Below are 12,789 nucleotides of genomic sequence, written 5' to 3'. Positions count from 1 at the left end.
CTTCAAAGTTTAGGAGCCTGCCTGCGGCGATACTATGCGGCACACCAGGGTGTGCATAGGAACGTCAACATCACCCTTTTTGACCGAAACGTGAAAGGAATAACAAGATGGATGATCAGTTAAAACAAAGCGCTCTCGATTTTCACGAGTTTCCTGTTCCGGGTAAAATCCAGGTATCCCCGACCAAACCGCTGGCGACCCAGCGCGATCTGGCGCTGGCCTACTCGCCAGGCGTGGCTGCTCCGTGCCTGGAAATCGAAAAAGATCCGCTGGCAGCGTACAAATACACCGCCCGTGGCAACCTGGTGGCCGTTATCTCTAACGGTACGGCGGTGCTGGGGTTAGGGAACATCGGTGCGCTGGCCGGTAAGCCGGTGATGGAAGGGAAGGGCGTTCTGTTTAAGAAATTTGCCGGTATCGACGTCTTCGATATCGAAGTGGACGAACTGGATCCGGATAAATTCATCAACGTGGTGGCGGCGCTGGAGCCGACCTTCGGCGGCATCAACCTGGAAGACATCAAAGCGCCGGAATGTTTCTATATCGAGCAGAAGCTGCGCGAGCGTATGAACATTCCCGTGTTCCATGACGACCAGCACGGCACGGCGATTATCAGTACCGCCGCCATTCTGAACGGCCTGCGCGTGGTAGAGAAAAATCTCTCCGACGTGCGCATGGTGGTCTCCGGCGCAGGCGCCGCGGCCATCGCCTGTATGAACCTGCTGGTGGCGCTGGGCATGCAGAAGCACAATATTGTGGTCTGCGACTCCAAGGGCGTGATCTACAAAGACCGCGAGCCAAACATGGCGGAAACCAAGGCGGCCTATGCGGTGGAAGACGACGGCAAGCGCACGCTAGAAGACGTCATTGAAGGTGCCGACATTTTCCTCGGCTGTTCAGGCCCGAAAGTACTGACCCAGGAGATGGTGCAGAAGATGGCGCGCGCGCCAATGATCCTGGCCCTGGCGAACCCGGAGCCGGAAATTCTGCCGCCGCTGGCGAAGGCGGTGCGTGAAGACGCGATCATCTGTACCGGACGTTCGGACTACCCGAACCAGGTGAACAACGTGCTCTGCTTCCCGTTCATCTTCCGCGGTGCGCTGGACGTCGGCGCTACGGCAATCAACGAAGAGATGAAGCTCGCCGCCGTTCATGCTATCGCAGAGCTGGCGCACGCCGAGCAGAGCGAAGTGGTGGCCTCCGCCTACGGCGATCAGGATCTGAGCTTCGGCCCCGACTACATTATCCCTAAACCATTTGACCCGCGTCTGATCGTGAAGATCGCGCCAGCGGTGGCTAAAGCGGCGATGGACTCCGGCGTGGCGACGCGGCCGATTGAAGATTTCGATGCCTACGTCGATAAACTCACCGAGTTCGTTTACAAAACCAACCTGTTTATGAAGCCGATCTTCTCCCAGGCGCGCGCTGACGCGAAGCGCGTGGTGCTGGCGGAAGGGGAAGAGGCGCGCGTGCTGCATGCCACGCAGGAGCTGATCACCTTAGGGCTGGCGAAACCGATCCTGATTGGTCGTCCGAGCGTGATCGAGATGCGTATTCAGAAGCTGGGTCTGCAAATTAAGCCGGGCGTCGACTTTGAGATCGTCAATAACGAATCCGATCCGCGCTTCAAAGAGTACTGGAACGAATACTATTCGATCATGAAGCGTCGCGGGATCACCCAGGAGCAGGCGCAGCGGGCGGTGATCAGCAATACCACGGTGATCGGCGCGATCATGGTTCATCGCGGTGAGGCGGATGCGCTGATCTGCGGCACCATCGGCGAGTACCATGAGCATTTCAGCGTGGTGCAGGAGATCTTCGGCTATCGCGAGGGCGTCCATACTGCCGGCGCAATGAACGCGCTGCTGCTGCCAAGCGGTAACACCTTTATCGCCGATACCTACGTCAACGACGATCCTTCCCCGGAGGAACTGGCGGAAATCACCGTGATGGCGGCGGAAACCGTGCGCCGCTTTGGTATCGAGCCGAAAGTGGCGCTGCTGTCGCACTCTAACTTCGGGTCATCCAAATCCGCGGCGGCGTGCAAAATGCGCCAGACGCTGGACCTGGTGCGCGAGCGTGCGCCGGAGCTGATGATCGACGGCGAGATGCACGGCGACGCCGCGCTGGTGGAGAGCATCCGTAACGAACGCATGCCGGACAGCCCGCTGAAAGGCTCGGCGAACGTGCTGATTATGCCGAACGTGGAAGCGGCGCGTATCAGCTATAACCTGCTGCGTGTGTCGAGTTCTGAAGGGGTGACCGTAGGGCCAGTGCTGATGGGGGTGTCAAAACCGGTGCATGTGTTAACGCCGATTGCCTCCGTGCGTCGTATCGTCAACATGGTGGCGCTGGCGGTGGTTGAGGCACAGACGCAGCCGCTGTAATTAACCCCACCCCTCACCCTAACCCTCTCCCCTGAGTGGAGAGGGGACAGCTCCGAGCCGTCTTTTCACCCTCGCCCCTTTGGGGAGAGGGCCGGGGTGAGGGGTAAGGGTTACACCCAGTCCCGAACCCGAATAAACTCACTCAAGGCAGCCTCCGGGCTGCCTTCTTTTGGCGCGTAGCTGTATTCCCAGCGCACCAGCGGCGGCATCGACATCAGAATGGACTCCGTGCGCCCACCGGTTTGCAGGCCAAACAGCGTCCCGCGATCCCATACCAGGTTAAACTCCACGTAGCGCCCGCGGCGGTAAAGCTGGAACTCACGCTCGCGCACGCCGTAGTCGGTGTTTTTGCGGCGTTCGACAATCGGCAGATAGGCATCGGTAAAGCCTTCACCCACCGCGCGCATAAAGCTGAACGCGGTATCAAAATCCGGCGTGTTGAGATCGTCAAAGAACAGCCCGCCGATGCCGCGCTGCTCGTCGCGGTGCTTCAGATAGAAATAGTCATCGCACCACTTTTTGTATTTCGGGTAAACGTCTTCGCCAAACGGCAGGCAGAGGTCGCGCGCGGTGGTGTGCCAGTGCACGGCATCCTCTTCGAAGCCATAGTAAGGCGTTAAGTCGAAACCGCCGCCAAACCACCAGACCGGATCGGCCCCCGGTTTTTCCGCGATGAAAAAGCGCACGTTGGCGTGGCTGGTTGGCACAAACGGGTTATGCGGATGCACTACCAGCGAGACGCCCATCGCCTCGAAGCTGCGGCCCGCCAGTTCAGGCCGATGCGCCGTGGCGGACGCTGGCATTGCATCACCGTGGACGTGGGAGAAGTTGACCCCGGCCTGTTCAAAAATACCGCCGTTACGCAGCACGCGGCTGCGCCCGCCGCCGCCCGCTTCGCGCTGCCAGGTGTCTTCCTGGAATTCACCGCCGTCTGCGGCGGAAAGTTTCTGGCAAATCGCGTCCTGTAACTGCATCAGGAAAGTTTTGACCAGCTGTGCATTCGGTTTCATCAACGTTTCCTGGAGTGCGCTTTTTGATTATCGAACCAGTTGAAATAACTGATGACCCCGGAGGCGATGGCGTTCGCGATCTTCTGACGAAACGCCTTAGTGCCGAGTAAACGCTCTTCTTCCGGGTTGGTAATGAACGAGGTTTCCACCAGCACGGACGGTATGGACGGGGACTTCAGCACCACAAACGCGGCCTGCTCGGTGCTTTTGCTGTGCAGACGGTGCACGGGCTTAATCCGTTTAAGGATATGCGAGCCGAGCGTCAGGCTGTTTTTGATGGTATCGGTCTGCACGAGATCAAACAGAACCTGCTGTAACAGATGGTCTTTGTCGGTAGCTTTTTTCCCGGCCACTTCATCCGCCCGGTTTTCACGATCGGAGAGGTATTTCGCCATGGCGCTACTGGCGCCACGGTTGGAGAGAGCGAACACCGAGGCGCCTGCGGCGGAAGGGTTTGTGAAGCCATCCGCGTGAATGGACATAAACAGGTCTGCGCCGTGCTTGTGGGCAATCTCCACGCGATCGTACAGCGGGATAAACGTGTCGCCCGTGCGCGTCAGGCGGGCGTCAATACCGTTGCTGCGTAAAATTGCGCGCACATTTTTTGCAATTGCCAGCACGACGTGTTTTTCTTTCGAACCGTTTCGGCCAATGGCGCCGGTGTCGATCCCGCCGTGGCCTGGATCGAGCATGACCAGACGCTTTGCGCCGGCTTTTTTGGTTTTCGGCTTGCTGTGTCCGTTACTGGTTTTAAGCGTGCTCTCTTCTTTTGCCTGAGCCTGCTTTGCGATGCCCGTTAACGTTAAGGCCGCCAGCCCCGCTTTGAGAACCTGACGACGCGATGTGAGTGCTTTTAATGGTTTGAATGTGCTCATGCGGCCTGAATTGTAAAAATTGGGGTCCTGGTGTTATATCGTATCGTGTTTCCCGTTACGACAGTCCTTATTGAGAATTGTTTTACTTTTCATTTCAATACGTGACAAAGTGACATTATGCCAAATTTTGGCGAGTTTTTCCCCGGTTATTGGCTAAATGCCCTGTTCACGCCATAATCACTGTTTTTAAACCCGAAAAGGCGGTTAATACCATGGAGATACGCGTTTTTCGCCAGGAAGATTTCGAAGAGGTGATCACCCTTTGGGAGCGCTGCGATCTGCTGCGTCCGTGGAACGATCCGGAGATGGACATCGAACGGAAGGTGAATCACGATGTCAGTCTGTTTCTGGTCGCTGAGGTCAACGGCGAAGTAGTCGGGACGGTGATGGGCGGGTACGACGGCCACCGCGGCTCGGCCTACTATCTGGGCGTGCACCCGGAATACCGCGCGCGCGGCATCGCCAACGCGCTGCTTAACCGTCTGGAAAAGAAGCTGATCGCCCGTGGCTGCCCGAAAATCCAGATTATGGTCCGGGAAGATAACGACGTGGTGCTGGGCATGTATGAACGTCTGGGCTACGAGCATGCGGATGTACTGACGCTGGGTAAGCGCCTGATCGAAGATGAAGAGTACTGAGTTCCACCCTGGCGACTATGATGTTCACGGTCGTCTGCGTCTGCCTTTTTTGTTCTGGTGCGTTCTGCTGTTGCAGGCCCGCACCTGGGTGCTGTTCGTGATGGCTGGCGCGTCGCGCGGGCAGGGCGATACGCTACTGAATCTCTTTTATCCCGATCACGATGCGTTCTGGCTGGGGTTACTGCCCGGTGTACCGGCGGTGCTGGCGTTCCTGTGCAGCGGACGGCGGCAGTTCCTCCCGCGCTTCTGGCGCGCACTTCGCTGGCTATTGATTCTGGCGCAGGTTGTGCTCCTGGTCTGGCAGCCCGTGCTCTGGCTGTACGGCGAGCCGCTATCAGGTATCGGGATTGCGCTGGTGGTGGCGGATATTGTCGCGCTGCTGTGGCTGGTCACGAATCCCCGTTTACGCGCCTGTTTTACGCAAGAGCCAGATTAAAACGGCACTTTTTGCCGATACTGCACTCCAACAAGCGTTGATTTACTACGTAAGGACGTCTCAATGAAATCGCTGCGTTTACTTTTATGCGCTCTCCCGCTGGCGTTAACCGGCTGTTCCACGCTCTCATCCATCAACTGGTCTGCGGCCTATCCGTGGAACTGGTTTGGTTCCTCAACGGAAGTGACCGAGCAGGGCGTGGGCAAAATTACCGCCTCGACGGCGCTGGATCAGGATGCCATTCAGGATGCCATCGGCAGTGATTATCGCCTGCGCAGCGGCATGAAAACCGAGAACGGCAACATCGTGCGCTATTTCGAAGCGTTGAAAGACGACAATGTGGCGATGGTCATCAACGGCGATAAAGGTACGGTCAACCGCATTGCGGTGATGGATGAAGAGATCCCGACCTCAGGTGGCGTGAAGGTAGGTACGCCGTTTGGCGAGCTCTACCAGAAAGCGTTTGGCCACTGCGCCAGTGTGCCGTCGGAGGAGAGCGTGGCGGTCGAGTGTAAGGCCGACGGCAGCCAGCACATTAGCTATGTATTCAGCGGCACCTGGAACGGTCCGGAAGGGTTAATGCCGTCTGACGACACCCTGAAAAAGTGGAAAGTGAGCAAAATTATCTGGAAGCAGTAATTTGCGCCTGAGCAAGCCGCCTCGCTGAAATCCAGGTATAATAGCCGCCATCAATGCCACGCAGTCGTGGCATCTTTTTTTCAGGAGGAGCGATGTCTCAGGTTCAGAGTGGCATTTTGCCAGAACATTGCCGCGCGGCGATTTGGATTGAAGCCAACGTCAAAGGGGATGTGGATGCCCTGCGCGCGGCCAGCAAAGTTTTCGTTGATAAACTGGCCACCTTCCAGGCCAAATTCCCCGAAGCCCATCTGGGCGCGGTGGTTGCCTTTGGCAATACCGTCTGGCGTCAGCTGAGCGGCGGCGAAGGCGCAGAAGAGCTGAAAGATTTTATTCCTTATGGCAAAGGTCTTGCGCCTGCCACCCAGTATGACGTCCTGATCCATATCCTCTCCCTGCGCCACGACGTGAACTTCTCCATCGCTCAGGCAGCGATTGAGGCCTTTGGTGACAGCATCGACGTGCAGGAAGAGATCCACGGTTTCCGCTGGGTGGAAGAGCGCGATTTGAGCGGCTTCGTCGACGGCACCGAAAACCCGGCCGGGGAAGAGACGCGCCGCGAGGTGGCTGTAATCAAGGATGGCGTTGACGCGGGCGGCAGCTACGTGTTCGTCCAGCGCTGGGAGCATAACCTCAGGCAGCTCAACCGCATGAGCGTGCATGACCAGGAGATGATGATTGGCCGTACCAAAGATGCCAATGAAGAGATTGACGGCGATGCGCGTCCGGTCACGTCCCACCTGTCCCGCGTTGACCTTAAAGAAGACGGTAAGGGGCTGAAGATTGTTCGCCAGAGCCTGCCGTACGGCACCGCGAGCGGTACGCACGGCCTTTACTTCTGCGCTTACTGCGCGCGCCTCTACAACATTGAACAGCAGCTGCTGAGCATGTTTGGCGATACCGACGGCAAGCGTGACGCCATGCTGCGCTTCACCCGTCCGGTGACTGGCGGCTACTACTTTGCGCCGTCCGTTGAGCGCCTGCTGGCGCTGTAAATCGCTCTCCATTCGTAGGCCGGGTAAGCGTTAGCGCCACCCGGCAATTTCTCTCGCACCCTTATTCCCTTTTCTGCTTCTAAATCACCAAACGGTATATAAAACCGTTACTCCTTTAGACTCCGTTATAAATATTATGACTATAAGATAGTCATCACATTTATAAGGGTGCGCAATGGCCGTTACTGTACTGAAAAAAGGATCGCTGGCACTGGCAGGTTTACTGCTGGTGGCGCAGGCGCAGGCAACCGAGTTGCTGAACAGTTCTTATGATGTTTCGCGCGAGCTGTTTGCCACCCTTAATCCCGCATTTGAACAGCAGTGGGCGAAAGAGAACAACGGCGACAAGCTGACCATCAAACAGTCGCACGCTGGCTCATCCAAGCAGGCGCTGGCCATTTTGCAGGGGCTGAAAGCGGACGTGGTGACCTACAACCAGGTCACGGACGTGCAGATCCTGCACGACAAAGGCAAACTGATCCCGGCGAACTGGCAAAGCCGCCTGCCGAACAACAGTTCGCCATTTTACTCCACCATGGGCTTCCTGGTGCGCAAGGGCAACCCGAAGAACATCCACGACTGGAACGACCTGGTGCGTTCTGACGTCAAGCTGATCTTCCCGAATCCGAAAACCTCCGGCAACGCACGTTACACCTATCTGGCGGCGTGGGGCGCGGCGGACAAAGCTGACGGTAACGATAAAGCGAAAACCGAACAGTTTATGACCCAGTTCCTGAAAAACGTCGAGGTGTTTGATACCGGCGGTCGTGGCGCAACCACTACCTTCGCCGAACGCGGGCTGGGCGACGTGCTGATCAGCTTTGAATCCGAGGTGAACAATATTCGTAAACAGTACGAAGCGCAGGGCTTCGAAGTGGTTATCCCGAAAACCAACATTCTGGCCGAGTTCCCGGTGGCGTGGGTGGATAAAAACGTTAAGGCTAACGGCACAGAAAAGGCGGCGAAAGCCTACCTGAACTATCTGTACAGCCCGCAGGCGCAGACCGTTATCACCGACTACTACTACCGTGTCAACAACCCGGACGTGATGAGCAAGCTGAAAGACAAATTCCCGCAGACCGAGCTGTTCCGCGTGGAAGATCATTTCCGCGCCTGGCCTGAGGTGATGAAAACGCATTTTGCCAGCGGCGGTGAGTTAGACAAATTGCTGGCGGCGGGGCGTAAGTAATGTTTGCAGGATCAACAAGACGTGTGCTGCCGGGTTTTACCTTAAGCCTCGGGACCAGCCTGCTGTTCGTCTGTCTGATTTTATTGTTACCGCTCAGCGCTCTGGTGATGCAGCTCGCTGAGATGAGCTGGTCCCAGTACTGGGAAGTGGTCACCAACCCTCAGGTGGTGGCGGCCTATAAGGTCACGCTGCTGTCTGCGTTCGTGGCCTCGATTTTTAACGGCGTGTTTGGCCTGCTGATGGCGTGGATCTTAACCCGCTATCGCTTCCCGGGCCGCACGCTCCTCGACGCGTTGATGGATCTGCCCTTTGCCCTGCCGACGGCAGTGGCCGGTTTGACGCTGGCGTCGCTGTTTTCCGTGAACGGCTTTTACGGTGAGTGGCTGGCGAAGTTTGATATCAAAGTGACCTATACCTGGCTCGGTATCGCGGTGGCGATGGCCTTTACCAGCATCCCGTTTGTGGTGCGTACCGTGCAGCCGGTGCTGGAAGAGTTAGGACCCGAATACGAAGAGGCCGCGGAAACCCTGGGCGCCACGCGCTGGCAGAGTTTCCGTAAGGTTGTTCTGCCGGAACTTTCTCCGGCCTTGCTGGCGGGGGTGGCGCTCTCCTTTACCCGCAGCCTCGGTGAATTTGGCGCGGTCATTTTTATCGCCGGGAACATCGCGTGGAAAACCGAAGTGACCTCGCTGATGATTTTTGTCCGTTTGCAGGAGTTTGATTATCCGGCCGCGAGCGCGATTGCCTCGGTGATCCTTGCCGCGTCGCTGCTGCTACTGTTTTCGATTAACACTCTGCAAAGTCGCTTTGGTCGACGTGTGGTAGGTCACTGATGGCGGAAGTTACGCAATTGAAGCGCTATGACGCGCCCCGCATCAACTGGGGCAAATGGTTTCTGATTGGTACCGGCGTGCTGGTCTCCGCATTCATTCTCGTCGTGCCGATGGTGTACATCTTCGTACAGGCCTTCAGCAAAGGGATTATGCCCGCGCTGCAAAATCTGGCCGATCCGGACATGCTCCACGCCATCTGGCTGACGGTGATGATTGCCCTGATCACTGTCCCGGTGAATCTGGTGTTTGGCGTATTGCTGGCCTGGCTGGTAACGCGCTTTAACTTCCCGGGGCGTCAGCTGCTGCTGACCCTGCTGGATATCCCGTTTGCGGTGTCTCCTGTGGTGGCGGGTCTGGTTTATCTGCTCTTCTACGGCTCCAATGGCCCGCTGGGCGGCTGGCTGGATGAACACGACCTGCAAATCATGTTCGCCTGGCCGGGGATGGTGCTGGTGACCGTCTTTGTCACCTGTCCGTTCGTGGTGCGCGAGCTGGTGCCAGTGATGCTCAGCCAGGGCAGCCATGAAGATGAAGCCGCGGTGCTGCTCGGCGCTTCCGGCTGGCAGATGTTCCGCCGCGTCACGCTGCCGAATATCCGCTGGGCACTGCTTTACGGCGTGGTGCTGACCAACGCCCGTGCGATCGGTGAGTTTGGCGCGGTGTCGGTAGTATCCGGCTCGATTCGCGGCGAAACCCTGTCGCTGCCGTTACAGATTGAATTACTGGAACAGGACTACAACACTGTCGGTTCCTTTACTGCCGCAGCGTTGCTGACGCTGATGGCCATTTTGACCCTGTTTTTGAAGAGTGTGGTGCAGTGGCGTTTAGAGAATCAGGAAAAACGTCAGCATCAGGAGGGAAATCATGAGCATTGAGATTGCCAATATTAAGAAGTCTTTTGGTCGCACCCAGGTGCTGAATGATATCTCGCTGGATGTCCCTTCCGGACAAATGGTGGCGCTGCTGGGGCCGTCTGGCTCCGGTAAAACCACGCTGCTGCGTATTATCGCCGGGCTTGAGCACCAGACCAGCGGACATATCCGCTTCCACGGTACGGACGTGAGCCGCCTGCACGCCCGCGACCGTAAAGTGGGCTTTGTATTCCAGCATTACGCGCTGTTCCGCCACATGACGGTATTTGACAACATTGCGTTTGGCCTGACCGTGCTGCCGCGTCGTGAACGTCCAGATGCCGCCGCCATCAAAGCGAAAGTGACCAAACTGCTGGAGATGGTGCAGCTTGCACATCTGGCGGACCGCTTCCCGGCTCAGCTTTCCGGCGGGCAGAAGCAGCGCGTGGCGCTGGCGCGTGCGTTAGCCGTTGAACCGCAAATCCTGCTACTGGACGAACCGTTTGGCGCGCTGGATGCGCAGGTGCGTAAAGAGCTGCGCCGTTGGCTGCGTCAGCTGCATGAGGAACTCCAGTTCACCAGCGTTTTCGTGACCCACGATCAGGAAGAGGCGATGGAAGTGGCCGACCGCGTGGTAGTAATGAGTCAGGGCAACATTGAGCAGGTTGACGAGCCAGAGCAGCTCTGGCGTGAACCGGCGACCCGCTTTGTGCTGGAGTTTATGGGAGAAGTAAACCGCCTTCAGGGCACCATTCGCGGCGGTCAGTTCCACGTTGGCGCGCACCGCTGGCCGCTGGGGTATACCTCCGCGCATCAGGGGCCGGTGGATCTGTTCCTGCGTCCGTGGGAAGTGGACGTCAGCCGCCGTACCAGCCTGGATTCACCGCTTCCGGTGCAGGTGCTGGAAGCTAGCCCTAAAGGCCACTACACCCAATTGGTGGTACAGCCCCTGGGCTGGTACACCGAGCCGCTGACCGTGGTTATGCGTGACGACGAGCCGCCGCACCGGGGGGAACGCCTGTTTGTGGGGCTGCAACACGCGCGCATTTATCACGGCAACGAGCGCATCGAGACGCGCGAGGATATTGCTCTGGCGGAGTCAGCCTGATAGGTTATTGAGTATGTTTTTCGCCCGGTGGCGTGATGCTTACCGGGCTTTTTATTGAGTAAAAATCGTGAATACACTCGAACACACCATCGGCAACACCCCTCTGGTCAAACTTCAGCGCATGGGGTGTGACAACGGCAGCGAAATCTGGGTCAAACTTGAAGGCAATAACCCGGCGGGGTCGGTGAAAGACCGGGCGGCGCTGTCGATGATTGTTCAGGCCGAAAAGCGCGGCGAGATAAAGCCCGGCGATGTGCTGATCGAAGCCACCAGTGGTAACACCGGTATCGCACTGGCGATGATAGCCGCCCTGAAAGGCTATCGTATGAAGCTGCTGATGCCGGATAACATGAGCCAGGAGCGCCGTGCCGCCATGCGTGCCTACGGGGCCGAGCTGATTCTGGTGAGCAAAGAGCAGGGGATGGAAGGGGCGCGAGATTTAGCGTTAGCGATGGCGGAGCGCGGGGAAGGCAAGCTGCTCGACCAGTTCAACAACCCGGACAACCCGTACGCGCACTACACCACCACCGGCCCGGAAATCTGGCAGCAAACCGCCGGGCGCATCACCCACTTTGTCTCCAGCATGGGGACCACGGGCACGATCACCGGTGTGTCACGCTTTCTGCGTGAACAGGATAAGCCAGTGACGATTGTCGGCCTGCAACCGGAAGAGGGGAGCAGTATTCCGGGCATCCGCCGCTGGCCGGCGGAGTATATGCCGGGCATCTTTAATGCGCAGCTTGTGGACCAGGTGCTGGATATTCATCAGCGCGAGGCGGAAAATACCATGCGTGAGCTGGCCGTACGTGAAGGCATCTTCTGCGGCGTCAGCTCTGGCGGTGCCGTAGCGGGCGCGATCCGGGTGGCTGAGTCCACGCCGGGAGCGGTGGTCGTAGCGATTATTTGCGATCGCGGCGACCGTTACCTGTCTACCGGCGTCTTTGGTGAAGAGAGTTATTCGCAGGGGGCGGGGATTTAAGCGTCATGGAGATGATTTTATTCCGGGATAACACCCGGGCGCAGCAAACCGATATTGTCGCCGTACAGTCGCAGGTGGTGTACGGCAGCGTGGGAAACAGCATCGCGGTGCCGAATATTCGCACCCACCGGCTGAACGTTACCGCCGTGCCGACGGTGCTGTTCAGCAATACGCCACACTACGACACCTTCTACGGCGGGGTGATCCCGGACGAGTGGTTCAGCGGCTACCTGAAGGCGCTGGAAGAGCGTGAGATTTTACGCGAGTTAAAAGCGGTGACAACCGGGTATATGGGCAGTGCCAGCCAGATCGTGCTGCTGGCGCAGTGGCTGAAGGCGATCAAAGTGCAACATCCCGATCTGCTGGTGCTGGTTGACCCGGTAATCGGGGATATCGACAGCGGGATGTACGTGAAGCCGGATATTCCTGAAGCTTACCGTGAGCATCTGCTCCCGCTGGCCCAGGGCATTACGCCCAACGTGTATGAACTGGAAGTGCTGAGCGGCAAACCGTGCCGTACGCCGGAGAGCGCCATTGCCGCCGCGCAGGGGCTGCTGTCCAACTCGCTGAAATGGGTGGCTATCACTAGTGCGCCAGTGGCTGACGATCCGCAGAATATACACGTCGTGCTGGTGAGCGAAGAAGGTGTTACCGTTAGCGCGCACCCGCGCGTAGAGACGGATCTGAAAGGGACGGGGGATCTGTTCTGTTCGGAGCTGGTGAGCGGTATCGTCGGGGGTAAAACCGTGGCCGACGCCATTCGCATGGCGGGCGACAGGGTGACTGACGTGATGATCTATACGCAGTCGAAAGGCTATGACGAGCTTATCCTGCCTGCATAAACAAAAATGG

13 protein-coding genes are annotated in these 12,789 nt (G+C 57.8%); 11 read left to right on the top strand and 2 right to left on the bottom strand.

What is annotated here, in order from left to right:
* Positions 1-107 precede the first annotated feature (107 nt).
* Positions 108-2,387: an NADP-dependent oxaloacetate-decarboxylating malate dehydrogenase gene (gene maeB, locus DD597_RS09100; protein WP_003863546.1), complete on the top strand. Its 2,280-nt coding sequence runs from the start codon at positions 108-110 to the stop codon at positions 2,385-2,387.
* A 110-nt stretch (positions 2,388-2,497) separates the two neighbouring features.
* Here maeB and hemF read toward each other — a convergent pair whose 3' ends face one another.
* Together hemF and amiA are read right to left on the bottom strand one after the other, a co-directional pair.
* Positions 2,498-3,397, bottom strand: coding sequence for an oxygen-dependent coproporphyrinogen oxidase (gene hemF / locus DD597_RS09095; RefSeq protein WP_045337255.1), 900 nt, complete (start codon positions 3,395-3,397; stop codon positions 2,498-2,500).
* On the bottom strand, positions 3,397-4,272 hold the full coding sequence (amiA, locus tag DD597_RS09090) for an N-acetylmuramoyl-L-alanine amidase AmiA (protein ID WP_023314619.1): 876 nt from the start codon (positions 4,270-4,272) through the stop codon (positions 3,397-3,399). The genes hemF and amiA overlap by 1 nt, the downstream gene beginning before the upstream one ends.
* Positions 4,273-4,484: 212 nt before the next feature.
* Between amiA and DD597_RS09080 the strand changes: the two genes are divergently transcribed.
* The 10 genes from DD597_RS09080 to pdxK all read left to right on the top strand — a co-directional run bounded on the left by DD597_RS09080 (position 4,485) and on the right by pdxK (position 12,779).
* Entirely contained in the window at positions 4,485-4,910 is a 426-nt protein-coding gene (locus tag DD597_RS09080) for a GNAT family acetyltransferase (protein WP_003861292.1), read from the top strand.
* Positions 4,897-5,346, top strand: coding sequence for a DUF2919 domain-containing protein (locus tag DD597_RS09075; RefSeq protein WP_023325021.1), 450 nt, complete (start codon positions 4,897-4,899; stop codon positions 5,344-5,346). The genes DD597_RS09080 and DD597_RS09075 overlap by 14 nt, the downstream gene beginning before the upstream one ends.
* A gap of 63 nt (positions 5,347-5,409) precedes the next feature.
* Positions 5,410-5,985: an RpoE-regulated lipoprotein gene (locus DD597_RS09070; protein ID WP_045345545.1), complete on the top strand. Its 576-nt coding sequence runs from the start codon at positions 5,410-5,412 to the stop codon at positions 5,983-5,985.
* Positions 5,986-6,077: 92 nt separating this feature from the next.
* Positions 6,078-6,977: a Dyp-type peroxidase gene (locus tag DD597_RS09065; RefSeq protein ID WP_003861297.1), complete on the top strand. Its 900-nt coding sequence runs from the start codon at positions 6,078-6,080 to the stop codon at positions 6,975-6,977.
* A gap of 175 nt (positions 6,978-7,152) precedes the next feature.
* Positions 7,153-8,166, top strand: a complete 1,014-nt coding sequence (locus tag DD597_RS09060) for a sulfate ABC transporter substrate-binding protein (RefSeq protein ID WP_129256105.1) — start codon at positions 7,153-7,155, stop codon at positions 8,164-8,166.
* Positions 8,166-8,999 (top strand): sulfate/thiosulfate ABC transporter permease CysT, encoded by an 834-nt coding sequence (gene cysT / locus DD597_RS09055; RefSeq protein WP_003861303.1) that lies wholly within the window; start codon positions 8,166-8,168, stop codon positions 8,997-8,999. Before DD597_RS09060 ends, cysT begins: the two co-directional genes overlap by 1 nt.
* Positions 8,999-9,874 carry a sulfate/thiosulfate ABC transporter permease CysW gene (gene cysW / locus DD597_RS09050; RefSeq protein ID WP_003861305.1) on the top strand — a complete coding sequence of 292 codons (876 nt, stop codon included), beginning with the start codon at positions 8,999-9,001 and terminating at the stop codon, positions 9,872-9,874. Before cysT ends, cysW begins: the two co-directional genes overlap by 1 nt.
* Positions 9,864-10,958: a sulfate/thiosulfate ABC transporter ATP-binding protein CysA gene (cysA, locus tag DD597_RS09045; RefSeq protein WP_045896678.1), complete on the top strand. Its 1,095-nt coding sequence runs from the start codon at positions 9,864-9,866 to the stop codon at positions 10,956-10,958. The genes cysW and cysA overlap by 11 nt, the downstream gene beginning before the upstream one ends.
* 67 nt (positions 10,959-11,025) lie before the next feature.
* Entirely contained in the window at positions 11,026-11,937 is a 912-nt protein-coding gene (gene cysM, locus DD597_RS09040) for a cysteine synthase CysM (RefSeq protein ID WP_003861311.1), read from the top strand.
* Positions 11,938-11,942: 5 nt separating this feature from the next.
* The gene (gene pdxK, locus DD597_RS09035) at positions 11,943-12,779 is read left to right on the top strand and encodes a pyridoxine/pyridoxal/pyridoxamine kinase (RefSeq protein WP_003861313.1); all 837 of its coding nucleotides are present in this window, start codon (positions 11,943-11,945) and stop codon (positions 12,777-12,779) included.
* The last annotated feature ends 10 nt before the right edge of the window (positions 12,780-12,789 follow it).

The organism is Enterobacter cloacae complex sp. 677-3DZ2D5B (genome assembly GCF_004136695.1).
GTDB classification, from domain to species: Bacteria; Pseudomonadota; Gammaproteobacteria; order Enterobacterales; family Enterobacteriaceae; genus Enterobacter; species Enterobacter hormaechei_C.
Note: the sequence above shows the minus strand (reverse complement) of the source record. Positions and strands in the feature narration are given on the sequence as shown.